Raw genomic sequence first — 22087 nt, 5'->3', positions numbered from 1 at the left:
CCACACGGTGCGGGGCCGGGCGGCGACCCTCGGGACGTCGTCCGGCCCCGCCCCGTGTTCCGTACCACCACAGGAGCGCTCAGAGCGCGTAGAGGGGGAGCACAGTGATCGTTCGCAGCATGGACGAGGTCAACGACACCGACGCCGACATCAAGACGGAGAACTGGCGCAGCCGTCGGATCGTCCTGGCCAAGGACAAGGTCGGTTTCTCCTTCCACGAGACCGTCCTGTACGCGGGCACCGAGTCGACCTTCTGGTACGCCAACCACGTCGAGCTCGTGCACTGCATCGAGGGCGAGGCCGAGCTGACCAACGAGGAGACCGGGGAGAAGCACGTCATCACCCCGGGCACCCTGTACCTGCTCGACGGCCACGAGAAGCACACCGTCCGCCCCAAGACGGACTTCCGCGTGCTGTGCGTGTTCAACCCGCCCGTCACCGGTCGCGAGGTGCACGACGAGAACGGCGTCTACCCCCTCGTCGTCGAGGAAGGCGCCTGATCCCAGGACTGTCAGACCACGCGGGCGGGGCCGGTCGGCCCCGCCCGTCCGCGTTCGCGGAAGGCGACACCGGAGTGTCCTCGGGGTGTCGCGCGGGCGGCGCCCCAGGGTGACGGACAATCGGACCCAAAGTCACGAGCACCAGGTGACCCGACCTGAGCAGGCCAAAGGGCGGATCACTCCGAGACTGCACGTGAATAACCAGTGCATAACGGACTAATCGGGTCCTGTTACTGGCGGTCCTGCCCGGGGAGGGAGACCCCCGTACTTGTGCCGCCCCGCCCTGCCCCGGGGGCGGCCGCAGCCGCGGCCCGGTGCCGCACACCGCCCACACCAGGCATCCCGATCCGAATGCGCGGCGCTGTCGTCCAGCCAGGCGAGAGCGCCGCTCCCGCGAGTCTTTCGAGGAGCAGTCGTGAAGAAGCAGGTACCCGCAGTACGCAGAGGAGCCTGGGGCCGCCGTGACGCACTCCGCCTGGGAGGCGTGGGGCTGGCCACCCTCGGCCTGGCCGCCTGCACCCGTGTCGACGGCGGAGGCGGCGGGGAGGGGGAGGAGGGCGCCTCGACCCTGGACCGGCTGCGCGAACAGGGCTTCGTGGCCGTCGGCCTCGCCAACGAGATCCCCTTCGGCTTCGTCGACGACTCCGGCAACCCGGCCGGTCAGTCCCCCGCCGTGGCCAAGGCGGTCTTCGAGGAGCTGGGCGTCCCCGAGATCCAGGCCTCCTCGGTGAACTGGGACGGGCTCATCCCCGGCCTGAACGCGAACCGCTTCGACGTCATCGCCGCCGGTGTGTTCATCACCCCCGAGCGCTGCGGACAGGTCGCCTTCAGCGAGCCCACCGCCACCTCCCCCGAGGCCTTCATGGTCGCGGAGGGCAACCCGCACGGCATCCAGCACTTCACGGACTTCGTCGACAACCCCGACCTCGTGCTTGCGGTCCTCAACGGCTCGGTCGAGCAGACCTACGCCGAGTACTTCGAGGTGCCCGAGAACCAGATGGAGCTCATCCCCAACCAGACCGCCGGCTACGAGCTGCTGGAGGCGGGGCGCGTCGACGCGATGTCCATGCTGAGCGTGTCCCACACCTACCTGCTCCAGGACCGGGGCGGCCCCTTCGAGGTCACCGAGGCGTTCTTCCCCGAGATCGACGGCCAGGAGGAGAAGGGCTGGGGCGGGCTGTGCTTCCGCCAGCAGGACACCCAGCTCCTGGAGGAGGTCAACCGGGTGATCGCCGAGTTCAAGGAGAGCGGACGCCTCCTGGAGCTGGGCGAGGAGTGGGGCTTCACCGAGGCCGACCTGCCCGACGACACGACCACCGCCGAACTCTGCGAGGGATGAACCCGCAGTGGACTTCCTGATCCAGCGGCTACCGCTCTACGCCGAGGGCGCATGGGTCACCATCCAGCTCACCCTCGGGGGCATCGCACTGGCCTTCGTCCTGGCCATGGTCTTCGGGATCATGGGGACGATCCGGCACTGGCTCCCCCGGGCCGTCGCCACGGTCTACGTGGAGGTGTTCCGGGGGATCGCCGCCCTGGTGCTGATGTTCTGGATGGCGTTCGCCCTGCCCCAGCTGACCGGTTTCCAGCTGGCCGACAACTTCGCCGCGATCCTCGCCGTGGGCCTCAACCTGGGAGCCTACGGGGCCGAGGTCGTGCGCTCGTCCATCAACGCCGTGCCCAAGCCGCAGGTCGAGGCCACCGTCGCGCTGAACCTCTCCTGGTTCCAGCGGACGCGCCTGGTCGTGCTGCCCCAGGCCTGGGCCCAGATGCTGCCCACGTTCGGCAACCTCAACATCGAGCTGATGAAGGCCACCGCGGTGTCCTACCTCATCGGTGTGGCCGACCTGACGGCCGTGGCGCAGAACATGCGCCAGGCCACCGGTGAGACCGTGGTCGCCTTCATCGGCGCCTTCGTCCTCTACTACCTGATCGCGCAGGTGCTCATCCTCGGCATGCGACTGCTCGAACGCCGCGCCAACCGCAAGCTGGGCCGCGCCGCGCCGGGCGGCGGAGGCCTGGCGTCCCTCCTGCGGCCCCCGGCCGCCGACACGAGGGCGGGGGTGGCCAAGTGATGTTCTGGGACTTCGAGTGGACCTTCGAGGTCATGCCCGACCTGCTGGGCGGGCTGTGGGTGACCGTCCAGATCACCGTGCTCGGTTACCTGATCGCGCTGGTCCTGGGCCTGGCGATCGCCATCGCCCGCCGGACGCCGTTCTTCGGCACCGTCCTGCACGCGGTCATGGAGTTCATCCGGACGACCCCGCTGATCATCCAGCTGGTGTTCGTCTTCCTCCTGACCCCGGCCGACATCTCCGCGATGACCGTGGGCGTCGTCGTGATCGGCGTGCACTACGCGGCCTACACCGCCGAGGTCTACCGCTCGGGCATCGAGGGCGTGGCCAAGGGGCAGTGGGAGGCGGCCCGGGCGCTGAGCCTGCCCGCCAGCCGCACGTGGGGCGCCATCGTGCTGCCGCAGGCGATCCGCAAGACCATCCCGGCGCTGGGCAACTACCTCATCGCGATGTTCAAGGACACGCCGCTGCTGCTGGCGATCAGTGTGCCCGAGCTGCTCACCGAGGCCCAGCAGGTCGGCAGCGCGGACTTCCGCATCGTCGAGGCCTACACCCTGGTCGGGATCCTGTTCCTGCTCGTGAGCGTCCCGTCCGCCATCCTCATCCGACGACTGGAGCGACGCTATGCCGCCGTCTGACACCCCCGTGAACGAAGAGCCCCAGGGTGTCGGCAGCGGCCCCGGGGACGAGTCCCTGATCGTCTTCGACGACGTGGTGAAGCGCTTCGGCGACCTCACGGTGCTCGACCACCTGAACTTCTCCGTCGCTCCCGGCGAGCGGGTCACGCTCATCGGCCCCAGCGGTTCGGGCAAGACCACCATCCTGCGCCTGCTGATGACCCTGGAGAAGGTCACCGAGGGCGTCATCTGGGTGGGCGGCGAGCCCTTCAGCCACATGCGCAAGGGCCAGGGCCTGACCCGGGCCAACGAGTCCTACCTGCGCGCGCGCCGCAAGCGCGTCGGCATGGTGTTCCAGCAGTTCAACCTGTTCCCGAACATGACCGTCCGGCAGAACATCACCGAGGCTCCCGTGCACGTGCTGGGCACCCCCAAGGCCGAGGCCAACGCCAAGGCCGAGGAACTGCTGGAGCTGGTCGGGCTCGGCGACAAGATCGACGCCCACCCGACCCAGCTCTCGGGCGGCCAGCAGCAGCGCGTGGCGATCGCCCGCGCGCTGGCCATGCAGCCGGAGATCCTGCTCCTGGACGAGGTCACCTCGGCCCTGGACCCGGAGCTGGTGGCCGGGGTCCTGGACGTGCTGCGCGAGGTCGCCGAGACCACGGACATCACCATGCTGTGCGTGACGCACGAGATGCACTTCGCGCGCGACGTGTCGCACCGGGTGCTCATGTTCGACCAGGGCCAGATCGCCGAGGAGGGCACGCCGGAGCAGATCTTCGGCGACCCCAAGGAGGAGCGCACCAAGTCCTTCCTCCGCTCGGTGCTCGACAACGGTTTCTGAGAGGGCCCTCCGCACCCGCCCACCGCCGGGGCCGCTCCTTCGGGAGCGGCCCTTCGGCGTGACGGGACATGTCGAGGCGAGTGGCGACATACCGTAGTCATTGAGTAGCTTTTAGTTTCCCCTTGGGCAGAATGAGAGTTCTGAGACAGGGGGGACTCTTGTGACCATGGTGCGAAGATGGGGGCTCGTCTGGGGGGTGCTGGTCGCCCTGCTGCTCGTCGCGGTGCCGATGCTCTCCCGCCCCGTACTGCGCTCCGACGTCCTCGGCGACTCCCTGGTCCTCTTCTTGGTCTCCTGGTCCCCGATGCTGGTCGGCGGCATCCTGGCCTGGGCCATGGTCAGGGGCTTCGGCGCCCGCGAGCAGCTGGACCGCCGCGTCGTCCAGGCGATGGACGGCCACCCCATCGGCCGCGAACTGGGCTGGCTGGGGCTCTTCCTCACCGGCTTCGTGGCGTCCATGGCGCTGTTGTCGGTGCTCTTCGCCACCTACGAGGCGGTGTTCGGCGCCGACCTGGCCATGTCCGAGGCGCTGGTCTCGCGCCTGCTGTTCCTGTTCACCCTGCCGCTGCTGGTCATGGACCGCTCCGGCATCACCCTGGACGGCAAGGGCACCGCCATGCCCGCGGTCGCCCTGAAGGTTTCCGAGCCCTGGCGCTGGCTCGGGATGGTCCCGATCGCCATCGCGCTGCTCCTGATCGGCTACCTGCTCGTCCCGCGTCTGGGGCTGCCGGGTCCCTCCCTCCAACTGCTGGGCTACGTGCTGGCTTTCACCGTCATGGCGGTGTGCGAGGAGATCTTCTTCCGGGGGATGGTGCAGACTCGTCTGGAGATCCTCATGGGCCGCTGGGGCGGCATCGTCGCCACCTCGGTGGTCTTCGCCCTCACCTACGCCCTCATCCAGCCCTACGACGCGGTGTCCCAGCTGCCTGGGACCGACCTGGTCTACAACACCGGCCTGGCCCTGCTCACCTACGCCACGGCCAGCCTCCTCTACGGCTACCTGTGGACGTGCTTCCGCAACACGTGGATCCAGGTGGTGATGCGCGTCGGCATGTTCCTGATGCTCATGCCCCCCGATCTCCAGACCGGTGTCATGTGACCGGACCCGTGCGCCGGGCGAACGGTAAAACCCGCGGTCGGAAGGGGAAGACCGCGGCAGGAACGGGCATAGGGCTACAGAGGGTCCACACCAGTCGTGTCGCGGTCATTCTCCCCTCACGGGGTTGTCACCTCGCGGTCATGGAAAAGGGGGAGTCTGCCCACTGTGAGCACGGAAACAGCGCCAACACCCGAGGGGCCCGCCGCCGGTACGCCCGAGCTTCCCGCCGACAGGTTCATGGACAGGGAGGAGGGGTGGCTGCGCTTCAACCAGCGCGTGCTCGAACTCGCCGAGGACGAGGACATCCCCCTCCTGGAACGCGCGCGGTTCCTGGCGATCTTCTCCAGCAACCTGGACGAGTTCTTCATGGTGCGCGTGGCCGGGCTCAAACGCCGCCTGGCCACCGGCCTGTCCGTCGCCTCCTCCAGCGGACACCACCCCCGCGCGCTGCTCGGGCGCATCTCCCGGTTCACCCGCGAACTCATGCTCCGCCAGGCCGCCTGCTTCCACGACAGCGTCGCGCCCGCCCTGCGCGAGGCCGGCATCCGCGTCGTGCGCTGGAACGAACTGGAGACCGTCGAGCGCGAGAACCTGCGCGGCTACTTCCAGCGCTCGGTCTACCCGCTGGTGACGCCCTTCGCGGTCGACTCCGCGCACCCCTTCCCCTACATCTCCGGCCGCTCGCTCAACCTCGCGGTCGCCGTCCGCGACCCCCACGACGGGCGCCGCATGTTCGCCCGGGTCAAGATCCCCAGCTCCCTGCCCCGATTCATCGAGCTGGGCGACCGCGAGGGCGGCCGGTTCGTCCCCGTCGAGGACATCGTCGCCGCCCACCTGCCCCAGCTCTTCGAGGGCATGCAGATCCTGGAGCACAACGCCTTCCGGGTCACCCGCAACGCCGACCTGGAGGTGGACGAGGACGAGACCGACGACCTCGTCACCTCCCTGGAGAAGGAGTTGCTGCGCCGCCGCTTCGGACCGCTCGTGCGCCTGGAGGTCGAACACGACATCAGCGACGAGGCCCTGTCCATACTCACCGAGGAGCTGGGCGCCGAGGAGGAGGAGATCTACCGGGTCCCCGGACCGCTCAACCTCGCCGGGCTGTCCCAGATCGCCGACACCGACCGGCCCGAGCTGCGCTACCCGCCCATGGTCCCCGTCGAGCCGCGCGCCCTGACCTCCGGCGACCTCTTCGCCACCGTCCGAGAGCGCGAGGTCCTCGTACACCACCCCTACGAGTCCTTCGCCACCACCACCGAGCGCTTCCTGGCCCTGGCCGCCACCGACCCCGAGGTCGTGGCGATCAAGCAGACCCTGTACCGCACCAGCGGTGACTCGCCCATCGTGGAGTCCCTCATCGAGGCCGCCCGCGAGGGCAAGGAGGTCGTGGTCCTGGTCGAGATCAAGGCCCGCTTCGACGAGCAGAACAACATCCAGTGGGCCCGCAAGCTCGAACAGGCGGGCTGCCACGTCGTCTACGGCGTCGTCGGCCTCAAGACCCACTGCAAGCTGTCCATGGTCGTGCGCCGCGACGACGACGGGCTGCTGCGCCGCTACTGCCACGTGGGCACCGGCAACTACAACCCGAGCACCGCCCGCATGTACGAGGACCTCGGCCTGTTCAGCGCCGACCCCGAGGTGGGCGAGGACGTCAGCGACCTGTTCAACAGCCTCACCGGCTTCTCCCGCAAGAAGCACTACCAGCGCCTGCTCGTGGCGCCCGGAGCCCTGCGCGAGAGCCTGCTCGAACAGATCGCCGTCGAGATCGACAACAGCCTCAGGGGCGAGCCCGCCCACATCCGGATCAAGGTCAACTCCCTGGTCGACCTGGAGATCATCGACGCCCTGTACCGGGCCTCCCAGGCCGGGGTGAGCGTCGACCTGTGGGTGCGCGGCAGCTGCGTCCTGCGCGCCGGGGTGCCCGGACTGTCCGACAACATCCGGGTGCGCAGCATCCTGGGCCGCTTCCTGGAGCACTCCCGCATCTTCGTCTTCGCCAACGGCTGGCGGCCCCAGGTGTGGATCGGCAGCGCCGACCTGATGCCCCGCAACCTCGACCGCCGGGTCGAGGCCCTGGTGCGCGTGGCCGACACCGAGCAGTGCCGCAGGCTGGTGCGCCTCATGGACCTGGCGATGGACGACGCGACCTCGTCCTGGCGGCTCGAACCCGAGGGGACCTGGACCCGGTTCACCAGAGACGGCGACGGGCGCCCGCTCACCGACCTCCAGGACAGCCTGCGCGGCGACCGCCACCTGCGCGTGGTGGAGGGCGGGTGAGCACCGTACCGAACGGGGGAGACGTGGAGGGATCGGTCGAGGGTGCTCACGGGGCCGGCCCCCTGCGCGAGACGGCGGTCGGCGGCTACCTCGAACCCATCCGTGCGGCGGGAGCCCTGCTGTGGCGCGAGGGCGCGGGCGGCACCGAGATCGTCCTGGTCCGCAGGCCCGACCGGGGCGACTGGTCCCTGCCCAAGGGCAAGCTCAAGAGCCGCGAGCACCCCGTGACCGGCGCGGTCCGCGAGGTGGTCGAGGAGACCGGCCTGACCCCCGTGCTGGGCCGCAGGCTCCCCCCGCAGCGCTACCTCAAGGACGGCTGGCCCAAGCAGGTGGAGTGGTGGGCGGCCACCACCGCCGACCCGGCCGCGGGGATCGACTACCCGCCCAACGACGAGGTGGACCTGGTCGAGTGGGTGCCGGTGGAGGAGGCCCGCGACCGCCTCACCTACGACCACGACGTGCGGGTGGTCGACAACTTCCTGGCCGGGCCCGCGAACACCTTCCCCGTCATCCTGCTGCGGCACCTGTCAGCGGGGGACAAGGGCGCCTGGACGGACGACGACCTGCTGCGGCCCCTGGACGGGACCGGGCGCGCCGACGCCCTGGCCCTGCCCCGTGTGCTGAGCGCCTACGGGCGGCCCCGCGTGGTGACTTCGGCGGCGGCGCGGTGCACCGAGTCGCTGCTGCCCTACACGGTGGAGTACGACGTGCCCACGCGCACCGAGCGGGCGTTCACGATCCGCACGTCCCCGGACGGCTCCGAGCACGGCGTGGCGGAGGCCCGCGAGGCGTTCGCGCGCGTCCTGGCCGAGGGGAGGCCGACCGTCGTGTGCACGCACGGCGAACTCGTCCCGCAGCTCATGGCCGAGGCCCTCACGCGGCTGGACGCGCCGTTCTCCCAGCAGCTGGGGCTGCGCAAGGGCTCCTTCTGGGTGGTGCACGTCACCGCTCGGGGCGGAGGACTGGCGGCGGTGGAGCGGCACGCCGTCCGGGCCTGAGCCCGGATCCGGCGGGGTGGCCGGGACCGGGCCGCGAGGCGCTGCCATGATGCGGTCATGGCCAAACACAGGGTTGCGCGGAGCGTCGTGGTCGACGCTCCCGCCAAGCGGATCTTCGACATCATCGCGGCGCCGGAGCGGCACGCCGAGTTCGACGGCTCCGACACCGTCCTCTCCACCCTCTTCGGCCCGGAGCGGCTGGAGCGGGGCAGCGAGTTCGGCATGGACATGAGGATGTTCGGCGTCGGCTACCGGATCACCAACCGGGTGGTGGAGTACGAGGAGGACCGCCTCATCGCCTGGCGGCACTTCGGCCCGCACCGCTGGCGCTACGAGTTGGAGGAACTGGCGGAGGGGGGCACCCGTGTCACGGAGACCTTCGACTACTCCAGGGGTCTGCCGGCCTTCTACGTCCTCATGGGGATGCCCGCCAGGAACGCGCGGAGCATCGAGCAGACCCTGGTGCGCCTCAAGGCCGCGGCGGAGGCGCGGGAGGACTGATCGGCCGGACGGCCGACACGACCGGGCGCCGCCCGCGGATCGGGGGCCGCGGGCGGCGCTGTGGTGAGGAGAGCGGGTCCGTCGCGTCGGCGCCGCGCGCCCCCTCCTGCGCGGGCGCGCCGTGCTCAGCCGGACGCGCGGACCCGGCGGCTAGCGCCGGTCGTCGTCCTCGTGGTAGCCGTCCTTGTGGTCCTTGCCCTTGCGGTCCTCGTCGCCGTGGTCGTCGCCCTTCTTGCGGTCGTGGCCCTCGCGGCCCTCGTGGTCGCCCTTGCGCCGGTCGTCGCCCTTGCGGTCCTCGTGGTCGCCGTTGCGCCGGTCGTGGCCCTCGCGGCCCTCGCGGTCGCCCTTCTCGCGCTTGTCCTTCTTGCCCTTGTCCTCGTGGCCCTCGCGGTTCTCGTGGTCGCCCTTGCGCCGGTCGTCGCCGTCGCGGCCCTCGCGGCCCTCGCGGTCGCCCTTCCCGCCCTTGTCGTCGTCCTCGCCCTTGTGGTCCCCGCCCTTGTCGCCGCGGTCGTGCCCGTTGTCACCGTGGTCGTGGTGCCAGCCGTTGTCGTGGTGACCGTGGTAGCCGTTGTGCTCCTCGTCCGCGACGGCGGGGGAGGAGGCGCCGATGACGGCACCGGCGGTCATGGCCATAAGGGCGAGTCCAGCGATACGCTTCACAATAATCCTTGCTTTGAGTAGCCAGAAAATCACTGACAGTGATGAATGTAGGCTGGCGACCCTCGTTTGGCCAGTTCATCGGCGCAAGGAAATCAACATCGCTCTCGGAGAGCGCTCGTATTCCACGACAGAACACGGAACGTCCGCACATGCCCTAAAGTTCGGCAAGGGCCCCTGTTCCACGCGTCTCCCGGCAACCGCGGCGCGCACCGGTGGGGCCCGTGCACGATCGGGTCGAACCAGAGTCGGGGGCACACGTGGGAACAACCTTGGGCGACGTCTGGCGGGAAGTGCTGTCGGTCCAGCCCGAACCGGAGCGGTGGATCATCGTCACCGCTGCGGTGCTGGCCCTGGCGGCCGTGCTGCTCGGACCGCCCTGGCGGATCGGGCGCAACGTCGTCACCATCGCCCACGAGGGCGGACACGCCCTGGTCGCCCTGCTCAGCGGCCGCCAGCTCACCGGCATCCGCCTGCACTCGGACACCTCAGGGGTCACCGTCTCCCGGGGCAAGCCGACCGGCATAGGCATGGTCCTGACCGTCTTCGCGGGCTACGTCGCCTCGTCGGTCATCGGCCTGCTCGGCATCCTCATGCTCATGTCGGACCGCGTCACCGCCCTGCTGTGGCTGAGCATCGTGGTGCTCGCCGCCATGCTCCTGATGATCCGCAACGTCTACGGCGTGGTGTCGATCGTGGTGACCGGCGCGGTGGTGTTCGGGATCAGCTGGTTCACGCCGCCGGAGGTGCAGGCGGCCTTCGCCTACCTGTTCATCTGGTTCCTGCTCTTCGCGGGCGTGCGGCCGGTGATCGAACTCCAGGCCCAGCGCAGGCGCAACCCCTCACCGCACTCCGACGCCGACCAGCTGGCCCGTCTCACCGGCGTGCCGGGAACCCTGTGGGTCGTGGTGTTCTTCCTGGTCAACTCGGCCGTGACCGGCCTCGGCGTCTGGCTGCTGCTCTTCTAGGCCGGTTCGCGCGGGTCGGCGGTCCGCCGATCGCGAGCGCGACGGCCCCGGACACGCGCGAGGGGAGCGACCGCTGCGGTCGCGCCCCTCGCGCATGTGCTGCGGCCGTCTCCGCTGTCGTCGTGTGTTCGGGAGGCTGCCCGGGGGCCGGGCGGCGCGGGCGCTAGGCGCGCGGCGCCGTGAGCGCCTCCGAGACCGTCGTGAAGACGGGGATGCGCGTGTCGAGCGAGGTCACCCGCAGGGTCTGGAGCACCCGGTGGATGGGTGAGGCGATGGCCAGGACCGCCTTCTGCTCCTTGGCCGCCTTGTGCGCGCGGATCAGGACGCGCAGACCGCTGGAGTCGATGAACCGCAGGTCGGCGCAGTCCAGGACCACACGGCCGAAGGGCTGCGTGGTCAGAGCCTCGGTCACCGCCTCCTGGAAGCGGTGCTCGGTGGCCATGTCGATCTCCCCGTCCAAGGCCAGAACGCGCCCGGCGTCGTGCAGGGTGGAGGAGATGTTCAGGTCGGGCATGGCGACTCCGGCGTATTCGGGCCTCGCCCGACGGATCGGCGCGGTGGGCCGCACGCGGCTCCACGAGCGCGTGCCGACCGGGACGTTGGTCGTGTTACCGCGGTGGCCAAGCTGATGGTTCATCAAGTTCCTTGCGTGATGCCCCCGGACCGGGGGTGAAACGCCCTTCTCGCCTGGGTCTGCCGGACGGGTCCGCGTGAAGCGGAGTCATCGGGCAAACGTACGGACCCGGGCCGGAAGTTCCTGCGTGTCCGTGCCCTTGCGATGGAGGCGGCAAGAACGGACGGTGCGCCGGTAGGCGCCGAGCCGCTGCCTCGGGCCACTCCCGCCCTCGGCAACTGTGCAAACCAGCCCGCGGGGGCGGGCATTCCCCGCCGGTGCGGCGGGGGTGGCCGTCGGAGGGCGGTGCCTGGCCTCTTCCGAGCGGTCGGTCGGACCGGCTCTGCGCCCGGCGGAGCGCCGGGTGTCTGCCATGAGAAGCCGCCCAGCCACGGACTTTACCACAGCGCCGTGGCCGATTCGTGACGTGAGCGACGCAAGGTCGTGCTCGCGTCCTTTGCTCCCCGTGTGCTTTATGAGGTGTGCATCACATGCACTGGGCGTTCTCGGCGGGTTCGGGAGCCGGTGTCCGGTCCTCGTCCCTCTGCTGGAGGGCCCACACGCAGGCAGACAGTGTGAGCGGTACCACCACCGTCAGCGCGATCGCCGGGATCGCCACCCCGGAGTCGTTGACCGCGAAGCCCACCAGCGCGGTCACCAGGGAGCCGGTCAGCCCGGCCCGCAGCGTCGGTGCGTACTCGTAGGCCACCTGGAGCGCGCCGATCCGCCAGTGGGTCGGCCGGTGCAGCATCACGAACAGGAACACCAGCGCGCACGCCGCCAGCAGGGTCAGCTGCCAGTTGCCCAGCGTCCCCAGCATCGCGCTCAGCTTGCGGGCCACCACCGCACCCGCCTCGCCGCTGACCACCTGGCCCGCGAACGCTCCGAGGTGGCTGCGGTCCCCCGGCGGGCGCAGGTAGTCCAGCCACGAGATCAGCGAGATCGCCGCCACCGTCACCAGGGCCACCACGGCCAGGCGCACCGCCGTCACGCGCACCCCGGCGATCATCATCGTCGTCACCGCCAAGCCGGGGATCAGCGCTATCACTCCGCCGAAGTCGGTGCCCAGGCCCGGCCAGCCCACGATCAGCACCGTCGCCGCACCGACGACCAGGGTCACCGCCACGGCGGAGCGGCGCCAGCCCCGCGAGACCAGTTCGTGGGAGATCCCCGCCACCGTCATCAGCATGCCGGTCGCGAACGTCGCGAACGCGATGTTGCCGACCCCGTAGAACCGGCCCGCCACGATCGGCGAGTACCCCGTGGGCGAGTTCATCTGGAGGTAGGCGCCGAAGCACAGGTCCAGGAAGAGCACCGCCGTGGTCGCGCCCGCGACCACCGTCATCGGGCCCAGTGCGGTGCGCCGCCAGGGCCCCGCCATGGCCAGCGCCACGACCAGGGCGTCCGCGGCCAAAACGCACACCAGCAGCGACGACAGGGGAGAGGACGAGGCCCACCACGGGATGAGATTGGCCAGGTAGCTGGCCACCGGGAAGGCCGCCCCGGCCAGCGCCACCGCCCGCGTCAGCGTCAGCACGCGCGCGCGCTTGCCCCGCTGCCGGTTGGAGTAGCGGTGCAGCGCGTAGGCCGCCGCCGCGTAGACGAGCAACTGGAAGGCGACCAGGCCGCTGAAGAAGCCCGGGATGGCGGCGCCCACCACCACCGCGGCGGTGTTGAACTCCACCAGCCGCCCGACGGCCTCGTCCGTCGTCGGAGGCCGGTCGGCCAGGTGCCAGGCCCGACCGCTGGTCGGCTCGGTGGCCCGCATCCCCAGGGCGGTCAGGACGGTCGGCGTGGTGTCGGTGAGCACCACCAGCCCGGCCCGGCGGGTCGAGTCCGAGGCCAGGAAGGCCCCCTCACCGGTGAACCCGGCCTCCGCGACCTCACCGGACACGGCCACCGTGAGCTGGGAGGGCCCGGTGTCCATGGAGACGCCGACCACCATCAGCGACGAGTCGGCCGGCAGCACGCGCTCCAGCGTCCGCAGCTGCTCGTCCATGTCGGCCAGCGCCTTGTCGCGCTCCCACTCGGGGACGTCCTCGGGATCGGGCTCGGGCGGTCCCCCGGCCTCCCCGTCCGCCTCCTCGTCCTCGTCGGAGTCCTCGCCGACCGGCTCCTGGGCGGCCTCCCGGGCCTCCTCGTCGGTGATCGGCGGATCCGGGTAGTCGGGGTAGAGGCGGGTGAGCCCGGCCAGTTCGACCGCAGCGAGGGAGACCCCCTCCAGACGGTCGGTGGTCAGTTCGCGCACGTCGTCGACGTAGTGGTCCACCCGCCCGGAGGCGTCGGCCACGCCCAGGGCGGCGCCGTGGCCCACGGCGAGCGTGCTCCCGCCCTCCTCGCGCACGGTCTGCCCGAGCAGCCCCACGGGGGCCTGGAAGGCGGTCCGCGCGTTCTGGCTGACGTAGGCGTCGAAACCCGGGACGACCGCGCCCGAACCGGTGCGCTCGGGCTCCGGGGCGGCCTCGCACACCGTGAAGCGCTCCCGGATGGACAGGGCGCGCTGCCCGGCCGACACCGACAGCCAGCCGTCGGTCGGACAGGTGCGAGAGGTGGCCGTGCGGATCGACACGTTGCCGATCGAACCCTCCTCGGCCATCCGCCACAGCGTCGGCGTGGTCTCGGGGTTCACGTCCTGCCACAGCAGCCCCGGCACGCCCACGAGCACCACGGGTCCCTCTCGCTGCCCGGCCGGTCCCTCGGGCCCGGACAGGGCGTCGGTCTCGGCGGGAACCGCGGCGGACGCCGCGGGCGCGGCGCACAGCAGCACCGCGGCGGACAGCAGCAGGGCACCCAGGCGCTTTCCCCAGTGCGCCCCCGGTGTGACGAGCCGTCGTGGCATGGCGGACCCCCCGTCGCGCGCTCAGCCGGACTGGTCGCTCACCCTAGCCACTCTCCGCGCCGCGTAGGGGGATTCGCGGGGCCCGGCGAGTGGGGAGGCGCGGGCGACGGCGGGCGTGAGAGGGGCCCGGGTCGGAAACCGGACGGCGCGCGGGCGGGGTTTCGGTCAGGGGGCGATACCCCACTCCCGGAGGGTCCGCGCGGTGTCGGGCTGCCGGGCGCCCCGGGTGACCCCGCCCGGGGTGCGGTCGAAGCGCGGCGCCGGGCCCGACACGATCCGGTCGCCGTCGCGCACGAGCGAGCCGCGGGCGCGCACGTGCGGGTGGTCGGGGGCCTCCTCCAGGGACAGGACGGGCATCACGCAGGCGTCGGCGCCCTCGAACACCTCTCCCCACGCGTCGCGGGTGCGGGTGCGCAGGACCTCGGCGAACCGCTCCCGCAGCCTGGGCCAGCCCGACCGGTCCCACTGGTCGGGCAGGTCCTCCCCGGCCAGGCCGGTGCCCTCCAGGAACGCGGCGTAGAACTGGGGCTCGATGCAGCCCACCGACACGTACCTGCCGTCGGCGCACTCGTAGACGTCGTACCAGGGGGCGCCGGTGTCCAGGTAGTTGGTGCCGCGCTCGTCGCTCCAGGAACCGCGCGCGCGGTCCTCGTGCAGCATCGACATCAGCAGCGCGCTGCCGTCCACCATCGCGGCGTCCACGACCTGTCCGCGGCCGGAGGAGTGGCGCTCGACCAGCGCGCCGAGGACGCCGGTGACCGCGAACATGGTGCCCCCGGCGAAGTCGCCCAGGAGGTTGACCGGGGGCACCGGAGGGCCGCCCGCGCGCCCGATGGAGTGCAGGGCGCCGTTCACGGAGATGTAGTTCATGTCGTGCCCGGCGGTGCGGGCCAGCGGCCCGTCCTGGCCCCAGCCGGTGACCCGCGCGTAGACCAGGCGCGGGTTGGCCTCCAGGCAGGCCTCGGGGCCCAGGCCCAGGCGCTCCATGACCCCGGGGCGGAAGCCCTCCAGGAGCACGTCGGCGCGGGAGGCCAGGTCGCGGGCGAGCGCGAGGCCCTCCTCGGACTTGAGGTCCGCGGGCAGGACGGTGCGCCCCTCGCTCATGTGGGGCCCGCCCGTGCCGGAGTTCATCGCGTCGGCGGCCGCGGGGCGATCGAGGCGGATGACGCTGGCGCCCAGGTCGGCGAGGAGCATCCCGGCCATCGGCGCCGGGCCGATCCCGGTGAACTCGACGACGCGGATTCCGTTCAGGGGTCCCATGGGGAGGTCTCCAAGGCGGTAGAGGGGAGCGCGCGCGACCAGAACGGCGCTCGGTTCATTGTGCAGGGTCCTGTTCCGCGGCGCCACGTCGGCGCCCTCCGCGGTGCGCCGGGGGAGAGTGGAGCGGAAAAGACGATAAAGAGGGGGAAAGGGAATTCGGTTTCGAAGGTCCGCGAGTCGCTTCACCTTTTTCGGTCAGATACAAAAGTGCTCCAGTAAGGGGTGTTAATGTGCCGGTGCTCGCTGGCGTGAGAGCCCTTATCAGGCCCCGGAAAAAATTTTCGCCACCCCGCCGCCAGTGGCGGAGCACCGGAGCGCACCCGTGCGGACAGGGCACGTGAAAACCGTACCGACCTTTCCGAAAAGGACGAATCCGTCATGTCCAGCACCCCGGAGACCCCCGCCCCGGGGAAGGGCGCCCGCAGCACCCGAGGACGGCGACGCGCCATGCGGCGCCTGCCGCTCCCGGTCGCGGCCGCCGCCCCCGCCGAGCAGACCCGGCGCGCCCAGCAGCTCTACGACAGCGTCGGCGGCGACCGGCGGAGCCAGTGGCCCCACTGCGGCACGCACCCGTTCGACTGATCCGGCCCCGGAGCTGAACGGAGGCCGGAGGACCGGGCGGGCCGCCGCCCGGATTCGCCGCAAACGGGACGACGCGCGGGAGCTGGCAAGATGTGGGGGTGACACAGACACCCGCACCCGACGACCGCTCCCGCCTGCTCACCCCCGCCGACGTGCGGACACTGGCGGAGCGGTTCGGTATCCGGCCCACCAAGACCCTGGGCCAGAACTTCGTCATCGACCACGGCACCGTCCGCCGCATCGTGCGGGTCGCGGGGGTCAGCGAGGAGGACGCCGTCGTCGAGGTCGGCCCGGGCCTGGGCTCGCTCACCCTGGCACTCCTCCCGCACGTGCGCCACGTGACCGCCGTGGAGATCGACCCGGCGCTGGCCGAGGCACTGCCGGGCACCGTCGCCGACCACGCGCCCGACCTCGCCGACCGGCTCACCGTCGTCCACGGCGACGCCATGCGCGTGACCGGGCTGCCCGGACCCCAACCCACGGCGCTGGTGGCCAACCTGCCCTACAACGTGTCCGTCCCGGTCCTGCTGCACCTGCTGGAGCTGCTGCCCAGCCTGCGGCGGGTCCTGGTCATGGTGCAGGCCGAGGTCGCCGACCGCGTCACCGCCTCCCCGGGCGGCCGCGTCTACGGGGTGCCCTCGGCCAAGGTCGCCTGGTACGCCGGGGCCCGCCGCGCGGGAGCCGTCGGCCGCAACGTGTTCTGGCCCGCTCCCAACGTCGACTCCGGGCTGGTCGAACTCATCCGCCGCCCGCCGCCCGCCACCACGGCGAGCCGCGAGGAGGTGTTCAGGGTGATCGACGCCGCCTTCGCGCAGCGCCGCAAGACCCTGCGCGCCGCCCTGGCCGGGTGGGCCGGTTCGCCGCCCGCCGCCGAGACCGCCCTGCGCGCGGCGGGCGTGGACCCCTCGGCCCGGGGCGAGTCGCTGGACGTGACCGAGTTCGCGGCCATCGCCGAGCAGCGCCCGAGGTCCTGAGCCACGGCGGAGCGGGCCCGGCCCCGGCCGCCGGGGCCAGGGCGTCCGCCCCGCCCGTCCCCGGCGCTTACCGGGCGCCCGGACAGGGCCCCGCCCGCAGCGGCACGCCTTCGCGGGACAAGCCGCGGGGCGCCTCCCCGTCCCGGTCGGCGCCCCGCGTTTCCCGCGTCCCCAGCGGGTCCTTGTGTTCTCCCTTGTGGTTCTCGCGGCCCCCTCCGGGGGCGTGTCCGTCACTCCAAGGAGTCGGAGCGGCTCCTCGCGGCGGGCCGCCCGCGCCGGTGCCGGGCGAGCGCTCGGGCCGCCCCGGCCGCGCCCAGACCCGCCAACAGCACCGGCAGCACCCACAGGACGTTGAACTCCCAGTCGCCCGTGCCGCGCATGACGAACCCGACCGCCAAGCCGAGGAACAGCAGGCCCGCGACCAGCGAGCCCCAGTCAGTCCTACGCTCCGCCACGCTTCACCTCCACGACCCCGACCAGTGAGTCGGTGCGCACGTTGATCCGCGGGGCCCCGGCCCCGTCGCCGCCCCGCGCTTCCTCGTCCCGGGCCCCGGCCTCCGCCGCGGCCCCGTGGACCTCCTCGTAGTCCAGAGTGACCCCGAACACGTCGTCCCGACCGCCCCCGCCGAAGTCCACGCCCCCCAGACCGATCGTCGAGCGCACCGCGACCTCCGCGTCCTCGGGCAGGACCAGCTCCACGCGGCCCGCCCCCATCCACAGCGACACGTCGACGGCCTCGCCGGGCTCCAGATCCTCCATCCCGGTCAGGTCCAGGGTTCCCGAACCCACGGTGAGCCGGTGGTCGCCGGACTCCGCCGCGGCCACCGTGGTCGGCCGCCACGTCTCGTCGCCGATCCGCACCCGGGTCAGGTCGGTCACCGACGCCAGCACCACCAGCAGCACGGCCGCCGCGCCCATCGGGAGCAGCCCCCGCGGATTACCCGCCCAGGCGCCGACCAGGGCGTACAGGCCGACCACCGCCAGCGACCCCGCCAGGAAGAACACCCCGGTCTCCGGACCGAACAGCAGGTCGGCCGTCCGCCCGCTCCACAGCGAGGACGACCAGCCGAACTCCAGCACCGGCACCAGGACCGCCCCGGCCACGACCGTCCACAGGGCCAGGGAGGCCAGCGGCAGACGCCTGCCCTCGGGACCGCATCCACCGTCCTTCGCCGCCCGCGTGCCGGACCCGCCCGACTCGCCGGAACGCCCCTCCTCCTCGTCCTCGTCCTCGTCCCCCTCGGCGTCCCGCGCGGCGCCGCGCTCCGCCACCACCGCCAGGTCCACCGGCCCCTGCGGCGCGGACGCCCACGGCTGTGCCGGGTTGTAGTAGGTCGCGGTCGGCTCCGGGGAGGGCGTCGCGGGCGGCGGGTCCGTGGCCCGCAGGTCCTCTCGCAGCTCGGTGAACGCCGTCCGAAGGTCCACGCCCCGGTTGCGCGCGGCCAGCAGCCCCAGCACAAGGGGCACCGCCAGCACCAGTGTCGACCACCCCAGTCCGCCGACCAGGCTGAACGTCGTCGCGACCGCCAACCCCACCGCGAGCAGCTTGGGCACCGTACGAGGCGGGATGCTGCGGTTGAGCATCTGCTCGAACGTCGCCGGGACACCCTGGGCGTCGCGCATGAGCATCCACGCGGCGATGTAGAGCAGCAGCCCCGTCGCCCCGGCGAACGAGGTCAGCACGAATGCCGCACGCCACACCACCGGATCTACCCCGGTGTACCGGCCCAGGCCCGCGCACACACCGGCCAGGACCCTGTCCTCGTCCCCCTTGCGCAGCTCGCGCACGGAAGCCCCGGCGTCCGCCTCCGCCGTACCGGAAGCCGACGCGGCCGGGGCGCCCTCCGGCACCGGGTCGTCAGTCATGGTCACTCACCGCGCTCTCCTCACCCACCCATGGTCACCCGCCGCCGCCCACCAGCACATCCGGGACGACCCTGAACCCACCCTGACGGCGGCCCGGCCAGGACCAGGGGCGCGCCCCCGATGCCCGGCCCGCTCCGGAGGGGGCATCCTGGACAGCACAGGACCCACGAACGCGGCGGGCGCGTACATCCTCCCCGCCGCACGGACGAAAGCGGTGATCGGGCGGTGGCAGCAACGGCCGCGGACACCCCGCGGCTCACCCGCGCGGTCAGGGGCAGGCTCCTCGGCGGCGTCGCCGCCGGGCTCGCCCGCCACCTGGGCCTGGACCCGGTGGTGGTCCGCCTGGCCTTCATGGCGCTGTCCGTGGGCGGCATCGGCATCGCCGTCTACGCCGCCCTGTACTTCTTCGTGCCCAGCGACTCCCCGGAGGAGGGGGCAGCCGAGTCCGAGAGCCGACGCAAGGGCCGCGACCTCTCCCAGCTCGTCGCCTACGTCGGCCTCGCCGCCGGACTCGGCCTCCTGTTCCTGCTCTTCGGCGGCGTCTTCGACCCGCTGCTGTGGTTCGTGGTCTTCGGCGCCCTCGGCGGCATCATCCTCTGGCAGCAGGCCAACCCGTCCCAGCGCGACCAGTGGATGACCAGCACCGTCAGCCGCTCCTCACCCAAGGGCATCATGCGCGCGGGCGCGGGCGTGCTGCTCGTCGTCGTCGGCGCCATCGGCTTCCTCGTCTTCCAGGAACAGCTCCAGAACGCCCGCGCCGGCCTGACCTTCGCCTTCACCGTGCTCGCGGGCATCGCGCTCATCGTGGCCCCCTGGATCATCGGGCTGGTCCGCGAACGCGATCAAGAGCGCCGCGAGCGCATCCGCAACGCCGAGCGCGCCGAACTCGCCGCCCACATCCACGACTCCGTCCTGCACACCCTGACCCTCATCCAGCGCCGGGCCGAGGACCCCCGAGAAGTGCAGCGCCTCGCCCGCGTCCAGGAGCGCGCCCTGCGCAGCTGGCTCTACCAGCGGCCCGCCGACGCCGACACCACCGTCTCGCCCGCGCTCGAACGCGTCGCCGCCGAGGTCGAGGAGGAGCACGGGGTCCCCCTCGAAGTGGTGTGCGTGGGCGACTGCCCCATGGACGACGCGCTGGCGGCCATGCTCCGCGCCGCCCGCGAGGCCATGGTCAACGCCTCCAAGTACGCCGGGACGGACAGCATCTCGGTGTTCGGCGAGGTCGACCAGGAGGAGGTGCTGGTGTTCGTCCGCGACCGCGGCGCCGGGTTCGACATGGACGCCGTCCCCGAGGACCGCATGGGCGTGCGCGGCTCGATCCTGGGCCGGATGGAGCGCCACGGCGGCTCCGCGCGCATCCGCACCGGCCCCGGCGAGGGCACCGAGGTGCAGCTGCGCATGCCGCGCGTCCCCGATCTGCCGTAGCTCCGGACCGCGCGAGGGGCGCGGGCGGTCCCTGTCGCCGGTCCCGCCGCCGGAGCGAACGCCGGAACGGCCGGCGACGGTGTCGGAGGGCGGCCGGAAGCGGACAGCCCCCGACGCCGGTGTCCCCGTCCGCCCCGCCGTGGGTAGAGTCCACGGTGTGGCAGACGAGAACACGACCTTCAGTAGCGGTGACGCGGTCCCCCGCGTCGTGATCGTGGACGACCACCGGTTGTTCCGCAGCGGTGTGCGCGGTGAGCTCGGCGACGCCGTGAACGTGGTCGGCGAGGCCGGCGACGTCGACGCCGCCGTGCACGTCATCGGGGAGAAGCAGCCCGACCTCGTCCTGCTGGACGTCCACCTGCCGGGGGGCGGCGGCGTGGAGGTGCTGCGCCGGGTCCTGGCCCAGCACCCCCAGATCCGCTTCCTGGCCCTGTCGGTCTCCGACGCCGCCGAGGACGTCATCGGCGTGGTGCGCGGCGGCGCCCGCGGCTACGTCACCAAGACCATCTCCGGCAGGGAGCTGGCCGACGCCATCGTGCGCGTGGCCGACGGCGACGCGGTCTTCTCCCCGCGTCTGGCCGGGTTCGTGCTGGACGCCTTCTCCGCGACCGACGCCCCGCCGGTGGACCCCGAGATGGACCGGCTCACCCAGCGCGAGCGCGAGGTCCTGCGCCACATCGCGCGCGGCTACGCCTACAAGGAGGTGGCCAAGGAGCTGTTCATCTCCGTCAAGACCGTGGAGACGCACGTGTCCTCGGTGCTGCGCAAGCTCCAGCTGTCCAACCGCCACGAGCTGAGCCGCTGGGCCACCGCACGCAGGCTGGTCTGAACCCGGCGCCGGACGCCGCGCCCCCGCGTGCGCTTCGCCCGGCGCGGGTCGCGGAGTCCGGGCCAGCGGGCGGGGACCGACGCGTGCGGACCGCGGGGCACGGCGAAGCAGGGCTCCCCCGGGGACCCCCTAATCCATGGGACCACCATTCGGGGGCGTGCCGCCACCCCCATCCCACGGCCTGTGGACAACCCCGGCGGGGCCGCTCAGCGCAGCGAGTCGAGCATCCGCCCCAGGAACTCGTCCTCGGCCACGCCCGTGACCACCCGCGCGGGGCGGCGCCCACCGTCCCGCGGGCGCGGGCGCAGGTCCGCCACGGTCATCCCCCGCGTCAGCGTCCCGGTCAGCTCCACCTGCACCGGGGCCTCGAAGGACTCCGTCACCAGGTGCGGGTCCACCAGCACGGCCGCGGCCAGCGGGTCGTGCATCGCGCACTGGCGGACCCCGAAGATCCCCGAGTAGAAGTCGGCGTAGAAGTCCAGGAACGCCGACGTGCGCACGGCGCGCTCGCCCGCGACCGCGGCCAGCTCCTCCAGCCACTCGGTGGTGGCCACCGTCTTCATCGTGACGTCCAGCGCCACCAGGTCCAGGTCGAACCCCGCCGCGAACACCGCCTCGGCGGCCTCCGGGTCGTTGCTGATGTTGGCCTCGGCGTGCGAGGACACGTTGCCCGCCACGCGCACCGCGCCGCCCATCACCACCAGGCGGCGCACCAGCCGCGGCAGCTCAGGCTCCAGGGCCAGCGCGATCGCCAGGTTCGTCAGCGGTCCCACGGCCAGCACGTCGAGCTCGCCCGGGTTCTCACGGGCCAGGCGCACCAGCAGCCCGGCCGCCGTCTCCGACACCGGCCGACCCGCGGGCTCGGGCAGCTCCACGTCCCCCAGGCCGTTGCCTCCGTGCACGTGCGCGGCCAGCTTCGGCGGCTGCACCAGCGGACGCGCGGCGCCCACCGCCACCGGGACGTCCGGGCGGCCGTACAGCTCCAGCAGCCGCAGCGCGTTGTCGGCGGTGACGTCCACGCTGTTGTTGCCGAAGACCGCCCCGACACCGACGATCTCCACCTCGGGCCGAGCGGCCAGGTAGGCGAGCGCGACGGCGTCGTCGATCCCCGGGTCGCAGTCGACGAACACACGCATGCTCAAGGAAACTCCCTCTCAGAA

21 protein-coding genes are annotated in these 22087 nt (G+C 72.1%); 14 read left to right on the top strand and 7 right to left on the bottom strand.

Going from position 1 to position 22087, the window contains the following annotated elements:
- Positions 1–104: 104 nt before the first annotated feature.
- From KGD83_RS25660 to KGD83_RS25620, 9 genes are all read left to right on the top strand, one after another.
- Positions 105–500 carry an ectoine synthase gene (locus KGD83_RS25660; protein WP_212641538.1) on the top strand — a complete coding sequence of 132 codons (396 nt, stop codon included), beginning with the start codon at positions 105–107 and terminating at the stop codon, positions 498–500.
- A 484-nt stretch (positions 501–984) separates the two neighbouring features.
- Entirely contained in the window at positions 985–1839 is an 855-nt protein-coding gene (ehuB, locus tag KGD83_RS25655) for an ectoine/hydroxyectoine ABC transporter substrate-binding protein EhuB (protein ID WP_212644612.1), read from the top strand.
- Between the two features lie 7 nt (positions 1840–1846).
- On the top strand, positions 1847–2575 hold the full coding sequence (ehuC, locus tag KGD83_RS25650) for an ectoine/hydroxyectoine ABC transporter permease subunit EhuC (RefSeq protein ID WP_212641537.1): 729 nt from the start codon (positions 1847–1849) through the stop codon (positions 2573–2575).
- Positions 2575–3213 carry an ectoine/hydroxyectoine ABC transporter permease subunit EhuD gene (gene ehuD / locus KGD83_RS25645; protein WP_212641536.1) on the top strand — a complete coding sequence of 213 codons (639 nt, stop codon included), beginning with the start codon at positions 2575–2577 and terminating at the stop codon, positions 3211–3213. The genes ehuC and ehuD overlap by 1 nt, the downstream gene beginning before the upstream one ends.
- A complete protein-coding gene (gene ehuA, locus KGD83_RS25640; protein WP_249352026.1) occupies positions 3200–4036 on the top strand; it encodes an ectoine/hydroxyectoine ABC transporter ATP-binding protein EhuA in 837 nt (278 codons plus the stop codon). Before ehuD ends, ehuA begins: the two co-directional genes overlap by 14 nt.
- A gap of 166 nt (positions 4037–4202) precedes the next feature.
- The gene (locus KGD83_RS25635) at positions 4203–5135 is read left to right on the top strand and encodes a CPBP family intramembrane glutamic endopeptidase (protein ID WP_212641535.1); all 933 of its coding nucleotides are present in this window, start codon (positions 4203–4205) and stop codon (positions 5133–5135) included.
- A gap of 165 nt (positions 5136–5300) precedes the next feature.
- Positions 5301–7412, top strand: coding sequence for an RNA degradosome polyphosphate kinase (locus tag KGD83_RS25630; protein WP_212641534.1), 2112 nt, complete (start codon positions 5301–5303; stop codon positions 7410–7412).
- Positions 7409–8410 (top strand): NUDIX hydrolase, encoded by a 1002-nt coding sequence (locus KGD83_RS25625; protein WP_212641533.1) that lies wholly within the window; start codon positions 7409–7411, stop codon positions 8408–8410. Before KGD83_RS25630 ends, KGD83_RS25625 begins: the two co-directional genes overlap by 4 nt.
- A gap of 57 nt (positions 8411–8467) precedes the next feature.
- Positions 8468–8911, top strand: a complete 444-nt coding sequence (locus KGD83_RS25620) for an SRPBCC family protein (RefSeq protein ID WP_212641532.1) — start codon at positions 8468–8470, stop codon at positions 8909–8911.
- Positions 8912–9061: 150 nt separating this feature from the next.
- Here the strand turns inward: KGD83_RS25620 and KGD83_RS25615 are convergent, their stop codons facing one another.
- Entirely contained in the window at positions 9062–9571 is a 510-nt protein-coding gene (locus KGD83_RS25615; RefSeq protein WP_249352025.1) for a hypothetical protein, read from the bottom strand.
- Positions 9572–9840: 269 nt separating this feature from the next.
- Here KGD83_RS25615 and KGD83_RS25610 point away from each other — a divergent pair, with 269 nt between their 5' ends.
- Positions 9841–10536, top strand: coding sequence for a M50 family metallopeptidase (locus tag KGD83_RS25610; RefSeq protein ID WP_212641531.1), 696 nt, complete (start codon positions 9841–9843; stop codon positions 10534–10536).
- A 163-nt stretch (positions 10537–10699) separates the two neighbouring features.
- Here the strand turns inward: KGD83_RS25610 and KGD83_RS25605 are convergent, their stop codons facing one another.
- From KGD83_RS25605 to KGD83_RS25595, 3 genes are all read right to left on the bottom strand, one after another.
- A complete protein-coding gene (locus tag KGD83_RS25605) occupies positions 10700–11050 on the bottom strand; it encodes an STAS domain-containing protein (protein ID WP_017567895.1) in 351 nt (116 codons plus the stop codon).
- Positions 11051–11636: 586 nt separating this feature from the next.
- The gene (locus tag KGD83_RS25600) at positions 11637–13988 is read right to left on the bottom strand and encodes a hypothetical protein (protein WP_212641530.1); all 2352 of its coding nucleotides are present in this window, start codon (positions 13986–13988) and stop codon (positions 11637–11639) included.
- A 165-nt stretch (positions 13989–14153) separates the two neighbouring features.
- The gene (locus KGD83_RS25595) at positions 14154–15248 is read right to left on the bottom strand and encodes a CaiB/BaiF CoA transferase family protein (protein WP_212641529.1); all 1095 of its coding nucleotides are present in this window, start codon (positions 15246–15248) and stop codon (positions 14154–14156) included.
- A 378-nt stretch (positions 15249–15626) separates the two neighbouring features.
- Here KGD83_RS25595 and KGD83_RS29270 point away from each other — a divergent pair, with 378 nt between their 5' ends.
- Positions 15627–15830: a hypothetical protein gene (locus tag KGD83_RS29270; RefSeq protein WP_394358085.1), complete on the top strand. Its 204-nt coding sequence runs from the start codon at positions 15627–15629 to the stop codon at positions 15828–15830.
- Between the two features lie 92 nt (positions 15831–15922).
- Positions 15923–16804 (top strand): 16S rRNA (adenine(1518)-N(6)/adenine(1519)-N(6))-dimethyltransferase RsmA, encoded by an 882-nt coding sequence (gene rsmA / locus KGD83_RS25585; RefSeq protein ID WP_212641528.1) that lies wholly within the window; start codon positions 15923–15925, stop codon positions 16802–16804.
- Between the two features lie 230 nt (positions 16805–17034).
- On the opposite strand, the gene KGD83_RS25580 is transcribed toward rsmA, so the two are convergent.
- Positions 17035–17259, bottom strand: a complete 225-nt coding sequence (locus KGD83_RS25580; RefSeq protein WP_212641527.1) for a hypothetical protein — start codon at positions 17257–17259, stop codon at positions 17035–17037.
- The gene (locus KGD83_RS25575; RefSeq protein WP_212641526.1) at positions 17246–18676 is read right to left on the bottom strand and encodes a PspC domain-containing protein; all 1431 of its coding nucleotides are present in this window, start codon (positions 18674–18676) and stop codon (positions 17246–17248) included. The genes KGD83_RS25580 and KGD83_RS25575 overlap by 14 nt, the downstream gene beginning before the upstream one ends.
- A 219-nt stretch (positions 18677–18895) precedes the next feature.
- Here KGD83_RS25575 and KGD83_RS25570 point away from each other — a divergent pair, with 219 nt between their 5' ends.
- Together KGD83_RS25570 and KGD83_RS25565 are read left to right on the top strand one after the other, a co-directional pair.
- Positions 18896–20098, top strand: a complete 1203-nt coding sequence (locus KGD83_RS25570; protein WP_212641525.1) for an ATP-binding protein — start codon at positions 18896–18898, stop codon at positions 20096–20098.
- Between the two features lie 157 nt (positions 20099–20255).
- Positions 20256–20927, top strand: a complete 672-nt coding sequence (locus tag KGD83_RS25565) for a response regulator (protein ID WP_212641524.1) — start codon at positions 20256–20258, stop codon at positions 20925–20927.
- 206 nt (positions 20928–21133) lie between these two features.
- Here the strand turns inward: KGD83_RS25565 and KGD83_RS25560 are convergent, their stop codons facing one another.
- Positions 21134–22063, bottom strand: coding sequence for a nucleoside hydrolase (locus KGD83_RS25560; protein ID WP_212644609.1), 930 nt, complete (start codon positions 22061–22063; stop codon positions 21134–21136).
- Positions 22064–22087: the final 24 nt, after the last annotated feature.

Origin of the sequence: Nocardiopsis akebiae, assembly GCF_018316795.1 — a bacterium.
Classification (GTDB): Bacteria; Actinomycetota; Actinomycetes; order Streptosporangiales; family Streptosporangiaceae; genus Nocardiopsis; species Nocardiopsis dassonvillei.
Note: the sequence above shows the minus strand (reverse complement) of the source record. Positions and strands in the feature narration are given on the sequence as shown.

Bases quoted from the DNA above. Each gene is read 5' to 3' on its own strand.
- KGD83_RS25600 (WP_212641530.1), bottom strand. From the start codon at position 13,988: ATGCCACGACGGCTCGTCACACCGGGGGCGCACTGGGGAAAGCGCCTG.
- ehuA (WP_249352026.1), top strand. From the start codon at position 3,200: ATGCCGCCGTCTGACACCCCCGTGAACGAAGAGCCCCAGGGTGTCGGC.
- KGD83_RS25635 (WP_212641535.1), top strand. From the start codon at position 4,203: ATGGTGCGAAGATGGGGGCTCGTCTGGGGGGTGCTGGTCGCCCTGCTG.
- KGD83_RS25560 (WP_212644609.1), bottom strand. From the start codon at position 22,063: ATGCGTGTGTTCGTCGACTGCGACCCGGGGATCGACGACGCCGTCGCG.
- KGD83_RS29270 (WP_394358085.1), top strand. From the start codon at position 15,627: ATGTCCAGCACCCCGGAGACCCCCGCCCCGGGGAAGGGCGCCCGCAGC.
- KGD83_RS25620 (WP_212641532.1), top strand. From the start codon at position 8,468: ATGGCCAAACACAGGGTTGCGCGGAGCGTCGTGGTCGACGCTCCCGCC.
- KGD83_RS25595 (WP_212641529.1), bottom strand. From the start codon at position 15,248: ATGGGACCCCTGAACGGAATCCGCGTCGTCGAGTTCACCGGGATCGGC.
- ehuD (WP_212641536.1), top strand. From the start codon at position 2,575: ATGTTCTGGGACTTCGAGTGGACCTTCGAGGTCATGCCCGACCTGCTG.
- KGD83_RS25605 (WP_017567895.1), bottom strand. From the start codon at position 11,050: ATGCCCGACCTGAACATCTCCTCCACCCTGCACGACGCCGGGCGCGTT.